Origin of the sequence: Mucilaginibacter sp. (genome assembly GCF_028288205.1) — a bacterium.
Taxonomy (GTDB): domain Bacteria; phylum Bacteroidota; class Bacteroidia; order Sphingobacteriales; family Sphingobacteriaceae; genus Mucilaginibacter.
In genome coordinates, this window is the sequence record NZ_JAQBOD010000005.1 from 1 (window position 1) to 15786 (window position 15786).

General features: G+C 40.9%; 17 protein-coding genes. 5 read left to right on the forward strand and 12 right to left on the reverse strand.

From position 1 onward, the window contains the following. Positions 1-158: 158 nt before the first annotated feature. Together rimM and JWR23_RS00730 are read right to left on the reverse strand one after the other, a co-directional pair. Entirely contained in the window at positions 159-683 is a 525-nt protein-coding gene (rimM, locus tag JWR23_RS00725; RefSeq protein ID WP_299511689.1) for a ribosome maturation factor RimM, read from the reverse strand. Between the two features lie 130 nt (positions 684-813). Next, the gene (locus JWR23_RS00730; protein WP_299511692.1) at positions 814-1404 is read right to left on the reverse strand and encodes a 30S ribosomal protein S16; all 591 of its coding nucleotides are present in this window, start codon (positions 1402-1404) and stop codon (positions 814-816) included. Positions 1405-1540: 136 nt separating this feature from the next. On the opposite strand from JWR23_RS00730, the gene JWR23_RS00735 reads away from it, so the two are divergent. Beyond that, positions 1541-2068 carry a 5'(3')-deoxyribonucleotidase gene (locus JWR23_RS00735; RefSeq protein WP_299511695.1) on the forward strand — a complete coding sequence of 176 codons (528 nt, stop codon included), beginning with the start codon at positions 1541-1543 and terminating at the stop codon, positions 2066-2068. Positions 2069-2156: 88 nt separating this feature from the next. On the opposite strand, the gene pfkA is transcribed toward JWR23_RS00735, so the two are convergent. The 4 genes from pfkA to JWR23_RS00755 form a co-directional block, all read right to left on the reverse strand. Then, positions 2157-3137, reverse strand: a complete 981-nt coding sequence (pfkA, locus tag JWR23_RS00740; protein WP_299511697.1) for a 6-phosphofructokinase — start codon at positions 3135-3137, stop codon at positions 2157-2159. Between the two features lie 73 nt (positions 3138-3210). After that, positions 3211-4839 (reverse strand): protein-disulfide reductase DsbD, encoded by a 1629-nt coding sequence (locus JWR23_RS00745; RefSeq protein ID WP_299511700.1) that lies wholly within the window; start codon positions 4837-4839, stop codon positions 3211-3213. Positions 4840-4919: 80 nt separating this feature from the next. Further along, a complete protein-coding gene (locus JWR23_RS00750) occupies positions 4920-5372 on the reverse strand; it encodes a protein-disulfide reductase DsbD domain-containing protein (RefSeq protein ID WP_299511703.1) in 453 nt (150 codons plus the stop codon). Positions 5373-5377: 5 nt separating this feature from the next. Further along, positions 5378-6181 (reverse strand): biotin--[acetyl-CoA-carboxylase] ligase, encoded by an 804-nt coding sequence (locus tag JWR23_RS00755; RefSeq protein ID WP_299511705.1) that lies wholly within the window; start codon positions 6179-6181, stop codon positions 5378-5380. A gap of 15 nt (positions 6182-6196) precedes the next feature. Here JWR23_RS00755 and rsfS point away from each other — a divergent pair, with 15 nt between their 5' ends. The 3 genes from rsfS (at position 6197) to JWR23_RS00770 (ending at position 9451) form a co-directional block, all read left to right on the forward strand. Next, the gene (gene rsfS, locus JWR23_RS00760; RefSeq protein ID WP_299495941.1) at positions 6197-6571 is read left to right on the forward strand and encodes a ribosome silencing factor; all 375 of its coding nucleotides are present in this window, start codon (positions 6197-6199) and stop codon (positions 6569-6571) included. Positions 6572-6622: 51 nt separating this feature from the next. Then, the gene (gene ftsH, locus JWR23_RS00765; protein ID WP_299511707.1) at positions 6623-8734 is read left to right on the forward strand and encodes an ATP-dependent zinc metalloprotease FtsH; all 2112 of its coding nucleotides are present in this window, start codon (positions 6623-6625) and stop codon (positions 8732-8734) included. 78 nt (positions 8735-8812) lie between these two features. After that, a complete protein-coding gene (locus JWR23_RS00770; protein ID WP_299511709.1) occupies positions 8813-9451 on the forward strand; it encodes a lactate utilization protein in 639 nt (212 codons plus the stop codon). 98 nt (positions 9452-9549) lie between these two features. Here the strand turns inward: JWR23_RS00770 and JWR23_RS00775 are convergent, their stop codons facing one another. The 3 genes from JWR23_RS00775 to JWR23_RS00785 all read right to left on the reverse strand — a co-directional run bounded on the left by JWR23_RS00775 (position 9550) and on the right by JWR23_RS00785 (position 12447). Further along, entirely contained in the window at positions 9550-10353 is an 804-nt protein-coding gene (locus JWR23_RS00775; RefSeq protein ID WP_299511711.1) for an AraC family transcriptional regulator, read from the reverse strand. Positions 10354-10369: 16 nt separating this feature from the next. Then, the gene (locus JWR23_RS00780; RefSeq protein ID WP_299511713.1) at positions 10370-11248 is read right to left on the reverse strand and encodes an oxidoreductase; all 879 of its coding nucleotides are present in this window, start codon (positions 11246-11248) and stop codon (positions 10370-10372) included. A 113-nt stretch (positions 11249-11361) separates the two neighbouring features. After that, positions 11362-12447 (reverse strand): metallophosphoesterase, encoded by a 1086-nt coding sequence (locus JWR23_RS00785; protein WP_299511715.1) that lies wholly within the window; start codon positions 12445-12447, stop codon positions 11362-11364. An 87-nt stretch (positions 12448-12534) separates the two neighbouring features. Between JWR23_RS00785 and JWR23_RS00790 the strand changes: the two genes are divergently transcribed. Further along, positions 12535-13605, forward strand: a complete 1071-nt coding sequence (locus JWR23_RS00790; RefSeq protein ID WP_299511717.1) for a PA0069 family radical SAM protein — start codon at positions 12535-12537, stop codon at positions 13603-13605. A gap of 8 nt (positions 13606-13613) precedes the next feature. Here the strand turns inward: JWR23_RS00790 and JWR23_RS00795 are convergent, their stop codons facing one another. The 3 genes from JWR23_RS00795 to JWR23_RS00805 all read right to left on the reverse strand — a co-directional run bounded on the left by JWR23_RS00795 (position 13614) and on the right by JWR23_RS00805 (position 15742). Then, the gene (locus JWR23_RS00795; protein WP_299511719.1) at positions 13614-14480 is read right to left on the reverse strand and encodes a hypothetical protein; all 867 of its coding nucleotides are present in this window, start codon (positions 14478-14480) and stop codon (positions 13614-13616) included. 5 nt (positions 14481-14485) lie between these two features. Beyond that, positions 14486-14896, reverse strand: a complete 411-nt coding sequence (locus JWR23_RS00800) for a DUF2809 domain-containing protein (protein ID WP_299511721.1) — start codon at positions 14894-14896, stop codon at positions 14486-14488. Between the two features lie 96 nt (positions 14897-14992). Beyond that, entirely contained in the window at positions 14993-15742 is a 750-nt protein-coding gene (locus JWR23_RS00805; RefSeq protein ID WP_299511723.1) for a C4-type zinc ribbon domain-containing protein, read from the reverse strand. Positions 15743-15786: the final 44 nt, after the last annotated feature.

The window sequence follows — 15786 nt, forward strand, 5'->3', positions numbered from 1 at the left end:
GCCTTTACCGCTGTTAACTTTATCCACAAAAATCGAGGTTATTAACAAAGAAAAAGAAGCAAAAAGAAAGCTTCAACAATAATAATAACCTGTTTATTTTGCTGAAGCTAATCTAAAGGAAATGACATAAATTGTTCCCCCTTCAGGGGGTTAGGGGTCTAATCCAAATAAATATCTAACAGCCCCTCAGGCAGATCAACTGTTACAATCTCTTTAACCACATCAATACCTATAATAATTTCTTCATTCAACGGGAAAAGCACTTCGCAGTTTTTGTAGGTAACGGCGGCTATTAATTGTTGTGGGTATTCATGTATGGCGGTGATCTTACCCAACTCACCTTCATTTTCATCAACAGCGGTAAAGTCTATAAGGTCCTTTAGGGTAAAGTCGCTTTTTTTCTTTTTGGGTTTTAGTTTGTTGGGCAGGTAAATATCTTTTCTTACCAGTACCGATGCCTTTTCAATGGTATCAACATCCTCCAGGTACAGGTAGGCCGAGTTTTTTTGATTGTATTTAATTGATTCCACAAAAAATGGGGCCAGCTTGCCGCCTATCTCAATAAACAGGGCGTTAAAATCAATATCAGGCAGGTTATCAAAGTCTACATACATTTGCATTTCGCCTTTAAGACCCTTGGTTTTTAATACACTTCCAATTCGGAAACAATCTTCGGTTTTCATATGATATAATTATTACCGTATTAAGATTTGACAACTTTTTAAAAGTTATCAAATCTACCTGGTGCTAAAATAGCAATGGCGAAGAACCGGTGGGTTGCTTCGCCATTGTATAAGTTTTGCTATGCTAAAATTATTCAGCACTGTCAGCTTCAGCAGCCGGAGTTTCTTCTGCTTCAGCAGCAGGAGCCTCCTCAACAGCAGCTTCAGCAACTGGTGCTTCTTCAACCTCAGCAACCGGTGCTTCTTCAACTTCTTCGGCAGGAGGAGTATATTTTGCAGCAATCGCGGCAGCTTTATCTTCCTTCTTCTTAGCTTCGGCAACTAACGCTGCTTTGCGGGCCGTGTCTTTTGCAGAATTTAAGTCTGTTTTTTTACCGGTAATTTTACCTTCTTTTTGATCTAACCACTCAGCAAATTTTGTTTCAGCCTGCTCTTCGGTTAATGCTCCTTTTTTAACACCGCCTTGTAAGTGTTTTTTGTACATTACACCTTTGTAAGCCAATATAGCACGACAAGTATCTGTTGGTTGTGCACCATCATTTACCCAGTTAAGGGTTTTGTCGAAATTAATGTCAATAGTTGCGGGGTTTGTGTTTGGGTTGTATGAACCTAAACGCTCAATAAAACGACCGTCGCGTGGAGCGCGTGCGTCTGCTACTACAATGTAATAAAAAGGTTTTCCCTTTTTACCGTGTCTTTGCAATCTGATCTTAGTTGCCATTCTTTATTTTTTTATGTGTTCAACATTCCCCCGGAGTTTATTTCAGCGGGGACGCAAAGGTATCATTTATATTCAGAATAAAAAAATCAAAATTCAAAAGACTTTATATGCCTTAAAAGTGTGAAATTTACACCCTATGAATAAACAAAGTATAGCCATTGATATGGATGAGGTTATAGCCGACCCGATTGACAAGTTTATAACCATCTATCAGCAGGAACACGGTTATAACTTCACGCTCGACCAAATGCACGGCAAAGAGTTTAGAGAACTGTTACCACCCGAATTAAATCACACCCTGCGCGAATACATTAACCGCAAAGGGTTTTTCAGGGACCTTAAAGTAATTGCTGACAGCCGCGAGGTTATTGAAGAGTTAAATAAAAAGTACGAGGTTTTTATTGTGTCGGCTGCTACAGAGTTTCCAAATTCGCTGGAAGATAAGCAGGCATGGCTTGCCGATCATTTTCCATTTATATCCTGGACCAATATTATTTTTTGTGGTTATAAAATTGTTAATACCGATATAATGATAGATGACCGTACTAAAAACTTTACCCGCTATAATGGCCGTAAGCTATTGTTTACATCACCACATAATATAACCTTAACAGAATATGAGCGTGTAAATAACTGGAAAGAAGTTGCTGATAAGTTGTTGTAGGTGAGTGGTTGATTGGGTTTGATTAAGTGAGTGGTTATCGAAATTACAACTGCTCACTTAATATCAACCCAATCAACAAATTTAACTGCTATAAAGAAAGCATCTCCACTATTCGTATAAACTCGGCATTCACATCATGAAGATGCTTAACAGATTGTCCAAACGGCGTAAACATAATGCTGTTATGAATTAAGCCCACCATTTCGCCTGTATGTCCGTCTTTTAACGCTTCAACAGCTGCTACACCTAAGCGGCTTGCCAGCACCCTATCCATACACGTTGGCTTGCCCCCGCGCTGGATGTGGCCCAATACAGATACGCGGGTATCATAGTTAGGATATTTTTCCTGTATGGCACGGCCAATTTCAAACGCGCCACCCGGCTCATCCCCCTCGGCAACCATTACAATTTTTGATGTTTTATCCTTACGCCCTTTTTCAAGCCGTTCAAATAAGGCATTTATATCAGACCTCGTTTCCGGAACCATTATAGCTTCTGCACCTACGCCAATACCTGTACGTAGCGCAATCATGCCCGAGTCGCGGCCCATTACTTCAACAATAAATAACCTGTCGTGCGATTCGGCTGTTTCTCGTATCTTATCAACCGCTTCAATTACCGTGTTTATTGCTGTATCATACCCAATAGTAAAATCAGTACCGCGCAGGTCATTATCAATGGTGCAAGGCAGGCCAACAATAGCAATATCCGGGTATTCTTCGCCAAATTCTTTAGCACCTTTAAAAGTGCCGTTGCCCCCCAAAGCAACTAATGCATCAATATTATTTTTTTTAAGCTGATCGTACGCCAGTTTTCGGCCCTCTGTGGTTTTAAACTGCTCGCTACTACCAGTTTTTAGCATGGTGCCGCCACGCTGTATAATGTTTGATACCGATTTAGTATCCATCGGAACGATGTCGCCATTTATCATCCCTTCGTAACCACGACGGATACCGGCAACTTCAATATCATAATATATGGCAGTACGTACTACCGCCCTGATAGCTGCGTTCATCCCGGGCGAGTCGCTACCCGACGTAAATAGTCCTATTTTTTTTATTGGCGTCATTATTGGTAGGTATTTTATTCCATTCGCGGCAAAGTTACTTCCGTTAGTTTGCCATTTCCGCCGCGAATTTACACTATTTTTTGCCGCCTTGCGCACTTTTATAGGCAGAAATTCCGCTATCCAGGTATTTTATAAAACCGTCAATATTAAAGTTGGCACCTTGCGGCGGAACAAGCGTTTGCCCGTCTTCATTAATAATTACATAAAAAGGCTGCGCGTTAGAGTTGTATTGGGATATCTCCTTGTCAAGCCATTTAGCACCCAGCGTTGTTATCTTTTTGCCGGTAACGGCAGATATAAACTGCTCAGAGCTTTTCAGTTCGGTTTTGTCGTCAATTACTAATTGTAATATCACAAAATCGTTTTGCAGCCTTTTTAACACCTCCGGACTTGGCATTACATTGCTTTCCATTTGGCGGCAGTTAACACAGTTCCAGCCGGTAAAATCTATCAGTATAGGCTTATGCACCTGTTTTGCAACTTCAATAGCCTGGTCATAATCATACCAGTCATCAATGCCTTTTACTTTAGGCAGGCGCTTAAAAAGCTCTTCGTATTTTTTGGTTTTGATGGTTGATGTATTGGTAGATACAACACTTGTGCTAACACCTGCCGAAAGATCAAAATCCTGTGTGCTTAATGGCGGCAAAAATGCACTAATAGATTTTAACGGCGCACCCCATAAACCTGGGATCATATATATCACAAACGCGAATACGATGATTGATATAAAGGTACGTGGCACAGAAAGATACGGCAGATCGCTATCATGCGAAAATTTGATCTTGCCTATTAAATACAGCCCCATTAAAATACCTATGGCTATCCATAGTGATAAAAATATTTCGCGGTCAAACCAGTTCCAGTGGTAAGCCAAATCAACATTCGATAAAAACTTGAGGGCAAAAGCTATCTCAATAAAACCTAAAATAACCTTAACACTATTTAACCACCCGCCAGATTTTGGCAGGCTCTTTAATGCTGATGGGAACATGGCAAACAGTGTAAACGGCAGCGCCAATGCTAACGAAAACCCAAACATGCCAATAGCCGGCCCAAGCCGTTCGCCTTTGGTAGCCGCCCCAACCAGTACCGAACCTATTATAGGGCCCGTACATGAAAAGGATACTACCGCCAAAGTAGCGGCCATGAAAAATATACCTATCAAGCCGCCCTTATCAGAATTTTCATCCAGCTTATTAGCTAATGAACCGGGTAAGGTAATTTCGAACGCGCCCAAAAATGATATGCCAAATACAACCAGCAATAAAAAGAAAAAGAAGTTAAATATACCATTAGTAGCTAAAGCGTTTAGCGCCGATGGCCCAAATAGTAGGGTAATAATAAACCCCAGTATAACATAAATTACAATTATAGATAAGCCGTAAAGCAATGATTGTAATATGGCTCTGCTGCGGCTACCCCCTTTTTTAGTAAAAAAACTTACCGTTAATGGCAGCATAGGGTAAATACAAGGCATTAAGAATGCAGCAAACCCACCCAAAAAACCTGCTATAAATATCGCCCAAAGTGTTTGAGGTTTTTCGGTAGCGTGAGTAACGACAACTGTTGCTTTCTTTACGGTGTCTTTATGTTCCTTTTTTTGTGCGGCCAAACTATCGGCAGCAGTAGGAATAACAGTAAAGCTTACACCGCCGGTATCGGCAGATGATTGTGCTTTGGCAGGCTCAATGCCTGTCATACATAAAAAAGCTGCAACCAAAAGTGGTATGCAGAATAACGTTTTAACGGAGAACCCCTTACCAGCTGTCATTTTTTCGCTTATTTACCCAGCGGGATAGAAAAATTCACATCTTCAGGAGGAAGGCATTTATGATCGTTACAGGTCATATAGGTAAGCGAGCCTTTAACTGCTGATGCTTTAGGTGATTTTAGTTTGATCTTTTGCTGAAAAACAACTTCATTTTCAAAATAACTTACATCCATACCGAATGACTTTTCGAATTTTGTTGCCGGCTTTGGCTCAATAGATTTACCCACCAAACTATACTCTGGTGATTTGACAAAGGTAAACGAGGTTTTTATCGGGCCGCCATCTTTTAAATTTAATGAGTAAATATGCCAGCCAGACTCGATATTAGCCTTTAAAAAAACCGTTACTTCTGTAGCGCCGGTTTTTTTTGCAGCATACGCCCATTTTACCGGACGTTCAATTTGCGCGTATGCGCCAACGCTTATTATTAACGCGGCAATTACTGCCAATACTTTTTTCATAGGTTTTATTTGTTTAAAAATTCTATCTCCTTTAAATTATAGGTCATTTCGCGGTTACCCTTTTGTATAACCAGCAGGCCATTTTCTTTAACATTTGTTATAGTTCCAGTAAACACTTCATTGCCAGCTTTAAAAATACGGTTTTCATTAAAGCTATACAAACGGCTTAAATATGCTTTTCTTATAACAGAAACTTTATTTGCTTTTAAATTTAAGTAATACGCTTCAATATGGCTGCAAATGTCTGATAATATCGTCCGCAAATCGTAATCTTTCTGTAATATCTGTTTTACAGATGTGGCATTGCCGGCCCCATCCGGAAAAACTTCCTGGTTAATATTCAACCCTATGCCAATAATGGCATTTTTTATCTGCCCGGCCTGCAATATATTCTCAATTAACATACCGCCCAGTTTCTTATCGCCATAATAAATATCATTGGGCCACTTTATTTTAAGCCCATCACCCAATAATGGGTATAAGGCCTCAAAAACACCTAAACTTATAGCACGGGTAAGATCAAACTGATTGGCAACAGCCAAAAAGGATGGTCTAAGCAACAGGCTAAATGTTAGGTTTTTGCCGGGTTCGCTATGCCACTGGTTGTTTTGCTGGCCGCGGCCGGCAAATTGTGTTTCTGCCATAATGACCGTTCCTTCAGGTACTGGCTTAGAATTTGACAATAGATTTTTAAGGAAATTGTTGGTCGAGTCAACTTCTTTTAGTGTCAGTAAATTTTGTCCAACAAATAATCCTGAAAATATGTTATTTTGCAATGCTATAATAATGCTAAACTCAAAAACGTTCAAAACTAATTCTTTTTGATGGTAAAAAATAAAGCGATAAGTGAATCAGCTTACATTTCTGAATTAGCCATACATGGCATACAGGAAAAAAAGGGAAACGATATTGTAAGGTTAGACCTTCGTAATATACACAGTTCTGTTACCGACTACTTTGTAGTTTGTCACGCCGACTCAGCCACACAAGTTAAAGCGATTGCCAATAGTATTGAAGAAGAGGTATATAAAGCCCTGAAGCAGGACCCATGGCGCAAAGAGGGCCTTGAATATGGCGAGTGGATATTATTAGATTATGTAAATGTGGTTATACATATTTTCCGTACAGATAAGCGGGAGTATTACGGTGTAGAAGAATTATGGGGCGATGCCGAAATTAAAAACTACAAAAGCGCTTAGCGTTACCTGTAGTTTAATTAAAGTTAATTATAAGTGAGATTTAAACAAAAAATGGAAGATAAGAAATTGGATAAGCCAAAACCGATACGGAAAATACCCAATAAAAGAATAACCCCTAAGCCCCCTAAATTTAATATTATGTGGCTGTATGCTGTTGTTATAGCAACTTTTATTGGGGTAGCCTACTTTTCAGGCAGCAATGGCGGCGCGTTAATTGATTTTAAGCGATTTGAAACAGAAATGCTTAAACCAGGCGATGTAGACTATGTTGAAGCTTATAAAAGCGGTGATTATGTTGTTGCCGAAGTGCATATTAAAAAAGACAGCTTAAAAAAACCGCAATATGCTGATGTAAATAAAACTCAGCGCTCTTTTGGCGCTACCGGTAATGAACCGCAATATACTTTTACCGATGCATCTTATGAGAGTTTAAAACAATCTATAAATAACGCGCAAAAAGATGTCCCTGACGCACAAAAAGCAGGCATAAAATATGTACCGCATGATAGTTTGTTATCAAACGGGTTGGTACAGAGTGTTATCATGATTGTACTGTTTGCCGCGGTGCTGATGTTTATTATGCGCCGCATGAGTGGCGGCGGCGGTGGCGGCCCGGGTGGCCAGATATTTAACATCGGCAAATCAAAAGCTACCTTGTTTGATAAGGAAGCGCAGGTATCAGTTACCTTTAATGATGTTGCTGGTTTGGAAGAAGCCAAACAAGAGGTAATGGAAATTGTAGATTTCCTGAAAAACCCTAAAAAATATACTAACCTGGGTGGTAAAATACCTAAAGGAGCCTTATTGGTAGGCTCGCCGGGTACAGGTAAAACTTTATTGGCCAAAGCCGTTGCCGGCGAGGCGCAGGTGCCTTTCTTCTCCCTATCAGGATCTGATTTTGTGGAGATGTTTGTGGGTGTTGGCGCATCACGTGTTCGTGATCTGTTCCGCCAGGCAAAAGACAAAGCGCCATGTATTATATTTATTGACGAGATTGATGCTATTGGCCGTGCCCGTGGTAAAAATAATATTGTTGGCGGTAATGACGAGCGAGAAAATACATTGAACCAGTTATTGGTAGAGATGGATGGTTTTGGTACAGACTCGGGTATTATTATTCTGGCTGCAACTAACCGCCCTGATGTATTAGACTCGGCTTTATTGCGCCCCGGCCGTTTTGACAGGCAGGTATCTATTGATAAGCCGGATTTGATTGGGCGCGAACAGATTTTTAAAGTACACTTGAAGCCCGTTAAACTGTCTGATGGTGTTGACGCTAAAAAACTATCCGCGCAAACTCCGGGATTTGCCGGCGCAGAAATAGCCAACGTTTGTAATGAAGCTGCACTTATAGCTGCCCGTAAAAACAAAGAGGCTGTCGATATGCAGGATTTCCAGGATGCTATTGACCGCGTAATTGGTGGCTTAGAGAAAAAGAACAAGATCATATCACCAGAAGAAAAACGTATTGTGGCTTACCACGAAGCGGGCCATGCTATTGCAGGATGGTTTTTGGAGCATGCCGACCCGTTGGTTAAGGTATCCATTGTTCCACGCGGTGTTGCAGCATTAGGCTATGCGCAATATCTGCCAAAAGAGCAATTTTTATATACCATTGAACAATTGGAAGATGGTATGTGTATGACCATGGGTGGCCGTGTTGCAGAGGATATTACCTTTGGTAAAATATCAACCGGTGCACAAAATGATCTGGAAAGAATAACCAAGCTATCATACGCAATGGTTACCATATATGGTATGAATGAAAAGGTAGGTAATGTGTCTTTTAACGATACACAAGGCGAATACCAGTTTAACAAGCCATATTCAGAAAAAACATCTGAATTAATTGACCAGGAAGTTCGTAACCAGATAAACCAGGTTTACGCACGAACCAAGAAATTGCTTACCGATAAACGCGATGGGTTAATTAAATTAGCCGATAAGCTGCTGGAAAAAGAGATTTTATTCCAATCAGACCTGGAAGAGATATTGGGTAAACGCCCGTTCGAGCATCGTACTACTTATGATGAATTTGTAAACGGTGCGCCCGAATCAAACCAGGAACCTGCAGCACAAGCACTATCGCACGAGGGTGTTGCAGATCATTCAGGAACATTTGAAAGAAACCCTGAAGAAAAAGAGGCTAACACAGGCGAATAATATTAGCAGAAAGCTTAAAGCGAAAGGACCAAAGCAATATTGGCCCTTAGCTTTAAGCTTTTTGCTTTAAGCTAAAAAATGAGGAACATTACCACATCAAAAGAAAAGCTGCTTAAAAAGATACGCCAGGCACTTTTGGAGAAAAGGGACAACCCTTATCCAAACCTGGAGAATCTGCCTCTTTATCCGCCTGTTGACGGGCATCTTGATGTAATGTTTGCCGAGCAATTTATGGCCGTATCCGGTCAGTTTGCCTTTTGCGAGGATGAGGTGCAATTTATTGAAACCTTGTTAGAATTAGCCGAGCAACGCAACTGGCGTAAAATATACTGCTGGGAACCTGCCTTACAGGAAATATTGGCCCGTTACGAATACCCGTATTTTGAAACCGATAAAGATTTTGAACAGGCCGAGGTTGGTTTTACCCTTTGCGAAGCGCTTATAGCCCGTAATGGCAGCATCCTGTTATCCAACGCCAATGCGGCAGGGCGAAGATTAAGTATTTATCCCCCCGTGCATATTGTGCTGGCCTATGCGTCGCAATTGGTTCCTGATTTAAAAGATGGTTTTAAACTGCTTAAAGAAAAATATGGCAACAATGTACCATCCATGATAACCAACATTACCGGCCCAAGCCGTACCGCCGATATTGAGAAAACACTGGTTTTAGGCGCGCATGGCCCTAAAGAGTTGTTTGTGTTTTTATTGGAGGGATAATAAACCCGCTGTTTGTGTCCCCACAAACAGCTACAGTACAATTGTTGTCTGTGAGGACACAGACAACGGTGGGTAAGCCTCATTTGTGGCCGCTAACTTTACAACCTCGACGGCGGTACCCCATAAACTTTTTTAAAGGCGAAAGAAAAATGCGAGAGATCTTTAAAACCAACTTCCATATAAACGTCTGACGAGCGCCAGCCTTTTTCTTTGATCAAATAATAGGCATCTGTTAATCGTTTTTGTTGTAGCCACCTGTTGGGCGATGTATGAAATATCCGTTCAAAATCGCGCTTAAAAGTTGCCAGGCTGCGGCCGGTGAGATAAGCAAAACGACTTATATCGACGTTGTATTTATAATGCTCGGTCATGTAAGCCTCCAGGTCTATCTTGCCAGGTTCGGCAAAATCAAACAGCACATTTTTTAGCCCGGGGTTAGTGTCCAATAACAACATAACCGCTTCTTTTACCTTTAAACTGGTAAGCGCCCTGTTAATTTCTGTTTTGCTGTTAATATAGGGTTTTAATGACGCCACGTAGTTTTTAAACAATTCGTTTGGCTCAAGCAATAATGTGGCCTCGCCTGTGTAGGGGGCATCGGCATGGAGGTTGTGTTCCTGGCTAATGCTTTGTAAGGTGTCTTTATCCAATATCGCCGATAGGGATATAAATTCGCCGCCGGCCGGCGGGTTTTTAACAAATTTGCAAAGCTGATTTTTACTAAAGAACCTAAAATCGCCCTCATTAAAATGGTATGTTTTATCGCCAACACTCATATCCTGGCTGCCTGCCAAAATATACCCAAACACATGTTCGGGTATAAATTGTTCGCCTTCTCTGCTTATATGGGTGTAGCAGGAATATAATATCCGCGGTGCGGTTTTATCGTATTTTATCGGCATCTGCAGGCTAATTTACTTATCTTTTTAAATAAGATTTACCAAAGTCGGTTTTAAAAAAATCTCCCGACTCATCATGATCTGTAGATATGCTAACCGGTAACCATTTTTCTAATTCAGCGCGCCTTATCTCATCCGTACTTTTTAATATACTTATGGCTTCGCTGCCTAATATTAAATGTACCGGAGGCTCTGGGTGCTCTGCCAGCTCAACCATTACCCTGGCGGCTTTATCAGGGTCGCCTACCGGGATAAATTTATCGCTTTTAAAAAATTCAGCACGGGCACCTACCGAAGCTTCATAGCCTTCAATTGCAGGGGCATAGGTCATGGAGGCACCCGCCCAATCTGTACGGAAACCGCCCGGTTCTACACAGGTTACATAAATTCCTAATGGCGCAACTTCTTTAGCCAGGGCCTCACTAAACCCTCCTAAACCAAACTTAGCGGCCTGGTACATAGTTAGTCCGGCGTTACCAACCCGCCCTCCTATAGAGCTGATCTGTAAGATACGGCCCGAACGTTGTTTACGCATATAAGGCAGCACAGCGCGGGTTATTTCAATCGGAGCATATAAATTTGTTTCTAACTGGCTGCGCACTTGTTCGTCAGTATACGCTTCGGCTGCACCAATTATACCAAACCCGGCATTGTTAACCAATACATCTATCCGCCCAAAATGAGCAACTGTATCGGCAACAGCTTTATACACATCTTTGTAATGGATAACATCCAGCTGTACCGGGAAGATCTGGTCGCCATATTTAGTAACCAGGTCTGCAAGAGCATCTGTATTGCGGGCAGTAGCGGCAACCTTATCGCCTGTTGCTAAAACCGCTTCTGTAAGGCTGCGTCCCAATCCGCGGGAGCCGCCTGTTATAAACCATATTTTTGTCATTGTTTCTGTTTTTGTTGATACAAAGATATCGCAGGTAAGCCGCGATTGTTTTGTTGTAAGGCTCAATGTGTTTTGTTGAGAAGCTCAGAGTAGAGACGCAATATTTTGCGTCTCTACAGTTTTAGGTCCTCCAGCTTACTTTCTTCCAAAACTATCCTTACGCTCTCCTTACCCTTATACTCCCATTTTATCAGCCTGATACAACTATCTGCAATTTCTATCCCTGTTATATCACCATCGTCAAAACAACAACAGCCGCTGTTAAAATAGGTGTCCAGGTACCCTTTAAAATCCGGCGGTCTTGACGCTTTAAGATGCAGTTTATCAATTTTAGCTTGTAGTTCCCTCGCTTCCGCACTCTCATTGGCTTGTTTGGCTTGCGCTTGTTTCTCATACAATATCTCCAACTCGGTTAATGATCTAAATACGGGCTGATGCGTGTGCCCTGTTATCAATACAGTGTCTTTTCGTTTCGAGCTCCACTCATACATCAGTCGGTTATGGTCGGTTTTAAGCTGATCGTTATTGGCTGGTGTATTTGGGTTAATGCGCAGGTAGGATTGAAAAGGCGCCCAAATATCAGACACGAACCATTTGCTGAACCAGTTGCCATCGCTTTGCAGATCGCCCTGGTGGCCGTGCGTCATGTATATGGATAGCTTTTTATTATTAAAGGTGGTTTCTAATATAACGCCCTCATATATCTTTACCGGTTGCTGGTATAGCTGCATCAGGCTTACTGCAGCCAGCGGATCATTATCCCAATACAAGTCATGATTACCAAATATTTTGATGAGGGCGTTGCGTTCCAAAAATTTTCTTTCTGCCTCAAACGTTGCTTTGTTGTGTCTTTTAATGGTGATAAATAAGTTCTCCCATAGCTCCTCGCTATCGCCTAAATTGATGTAGAAGAATTTTTGTTTGTTATAATGATCCAATGCTGAAAGATAATTTTTAGCTGCTTTGGCAAAAATGTCCGCACCATCCCTCGCGCCTTTATGCTGATCTGATAAAATAATGAATTTGTCTTTTTCAGCATCAAACAGAATAACCTGCCCGCGCTTACCTGGATTAGTAGTTATGTTTTGATACAGATGGGTCAACGCTTTATCAACCCGCTTTTTATCAGGGCGTGACGACCATTTATTGGCGAGTTTAATTACCGGTTTGGTTAATAAGTGTTGCAGAAATTTGCGCATGGTGTGTTAACAGAAAAATACAGCTTATGTTCGAAAAAATAATTCAATACCGTTGCGTTTTGCTAAAAATATTAGCAAATTTGTTTTATGGCACATCAGGATAATCCGGAATTTTTCAAGGGGCGCGGGGCGCAGGTTAATACCGATAATAAATTTTTAAAGCGTAAGTATGTATTGGACCATATAGAGGGTTTAGATGAACCGCTATTAGAAAACAGCGCTACCCAGCTTTTTGAGGAAACGCCGAAAAAGATAGTAAGCGAATCTAACAGCCCGGATCTAAGCCATATGTATTCCATCAACCCGTACCAGGGCTGTGAGCATGGCTGCATATACTGCTATGCCCGCAACACACACGAGTATTATGGCTTTAGCGCCGGGCTTGATTTTGAACGCAAAATAATAGTAAAACGCAACGCGCCAGAACTGCTGGAGACCTATTTTAATAAAAAGAATTACCAGCCAGTTAGCATTCTGTTATCAGGCAATACAGATTGTTACCAGCCTATTGAGCGGCGCCTAAAAATTACCCGGGGCTTGTTACAGCTATTTTTGCAATATAAAAACCCGGTGAGCATCATTACAAAAAACAATGTTATCATCCGCGACCTGGATATCATTACAGAGCTGGCAAAGCTTAACCTGGTACATGTTAACGTATCTATCACATCGCTAAATGAGTCGCTAAGGCAAAAGCTGGAGCCGCGTACGGTAACTGCCAATGGCAGGCTGGCGGTTATTCAAAAGCTATCAGAAAAAGGTGTACCGGTAAGGGTAATGGCTGCGCCGATCATACCCGGATTGAATAGCAACGAGATACCAGATATTATAAAAGCATCTGCAGACAGGGGGGCGTTATCAGCGGGATTTACCATTGTGCGCTTAAATGGCAGTATTGGCGAAATATTTACCGACTGGATATATAAAGCTTTCCCGGATCGTGCCGAAAAAGTATTGAACCAGATAAAAGCATGCCATGACGGCAATTTAAACGATAGCAAATTTGGCCGCCGTATGCGCGGCGAAGGCCCGGTGGCGCAATCTATCCATCAACTGTTTAAAATGGCTTGCAACCGCTTTTTAGCCGGCAGGGAAATGCCACCACATGACTATAGCTTATTTACGCCAAAGGGCGGGAAGCAGACGAGTATGTTTTAATCTTAAGGCTACTTAGTGTTCGCGTTTATTTCGAAAATATAATACTGCCCACCAAAATACTTTAAAACGATTTCTTTGATCAAGTGTCCCTTCTTTATTTTGATGACATGTTTGATATCTTCGCCTAAGGTGAGTCTCATATTCTCTTCATACTCGTCAAGGTTCCCTGTGTTTACTGACGAAAGGTCTTTAGAAATTGTCTTAATTATTGAAAGTACTTTAGAATAATCGGATGATTGTTCTGCCAGAAAAGGTTTTTTGAAATAGTATGTGCTCCCTTTATAATAAGTTTCAATATCGCCTGAAAGCAATTTTAAAATATCAGAGTTATTGTTAGAATTAAGTGTGCTTCTAATTACATCAAAGGTTGGAATTTTTTTAGGGTCAGGTCCCGCCGGGAAAAGCTCTTGTGAATTATCAAGGATTTTTACACTTGATAGTTTTCCCGCCTTGCTTACTTCAAGGGAAAAATTTGTTTTGCTGTAAACCCACTTATTCCCGTATTCACCGATATTTTCGGTTGAAGATGGTCTCCCGATTAGTTTTTCTGTTTGAGTCTTGTTGATGCCTAACTTAACATTTTTGAACCCAATGTCTGTTGTTGAATTTGAACCTGAAACCTGTATACTCCAAATTATGTCTTTTTTGTTTACAGCATATTCGAAAATGATGTATAAAGAGGTATCGGGCTTTAACAAAAATGCTTCGTATTCAAAGCCATCACTGTATTTCCCTATTTTAAATGGCTTGCCCAATTCGGTTTTTGCAGCTTCACGATATTGCCCTAGTCGAAAGCCAAACAATTCAGTACAAAACTGTTGTGCATGGGCTTGAATAGTAGTTGCAATCATTAAAAGTGTTAAAATCCTTTTCATTTCTATTAAGATTTACTTAATCCGTTTCGGATACATATACTCCTTATCAAAGTACGCAATGACAGCTCTACTAAAACCCCAAGGCCAATGCCAGCTGTATAGCTGGCCAGATCGCCCCAGTAAAATGTTTCGCCTAACAGTGCTTTACCCAAAAATGTTGAACGTAAATTATTTATCCATGGTGCTTTGTAAAGCTGGCTAAACTCAGTTGCATAAGCATAGGCCAGGCTTAATATTAGTATGTACGCTAAAGACTTATGTATAAAAAGGAACCGCATTAAAAGGAAAACCGCCAGTCCCCATAAAATGTCACCTATAAATAAAGGTACAATAGATGCAGGCATCTCCCGGGATACAAGCCCGGCGATAACAGTAATGAAAATAAGAATGAGATAGATAAGCCTGGCTTTTAGCATTGGTTAAATGTATATATTTTACAATATAAAAACCCTGTTATACAAAAAAAGCGCCTGCCAACAATGGCGGACGCTTTTCTATATATTAATTAGTCATTAGGCAATAGCAGTTTCTGCTTCAAGAGCCATTTGCTCATCTATCAGGATACGACCGCAATGCTCGCAAACAATAACTTTTTTGCGTTGACGGATATCTGATTGGCGCTGAGGAGGTATCTGGTTAAAGCATCCTGAACATGAATCGCGCTGGATGGTAACCACAGCCAGGCCATTTTTAGCATTCTGACGTAAACGGTTGTAAGCAACCAATAAACGCTCGTCAATACCTTTAGTAGCTTTTTCTGATTGTGCGGTTAATTCGCTTTCTTCTTTTTCAGTTTCTGCGGTAATTGTACCCAACTCATCCTTTTTAGCTTCAAGATCGCTTTTACGGGCTTCAAGATCGGCTAAAGCTTTTTCATATACCTGGGTTTTTGAAGTAATTTCAAATCCAAATTCACGTATTTTCTTTTCGCTTACCTGTATATCTAACCCTTGTATCTCAATTTCTTTCGAAATTGCATCATACTCGCGGTTGTTTTTTACTTCATTAAGCTGCGCTTCGTATTTTTTGGTATTAGCCAGGGCATCTTTGATCAGGTTTTTACGGGTAACTATATCATCCTCCAAATCATCCAACTCCCCTTTAATTTTTTGTATACGGGTTTCTAAACCTGCAACATCATCTTCCAGATCGGCAACTTCCATAGGTAATTCACCTCTTATCTGGCGAATTTTATCAATTTTAGTGTGGATGGTTTGTAATTCGTATAACGCTTTAAGCTTTTGTTCTACGGTTTGTTCCATTATTTTGACGGGATTTTCTATTTATTTCTTTATAAACGGATGGC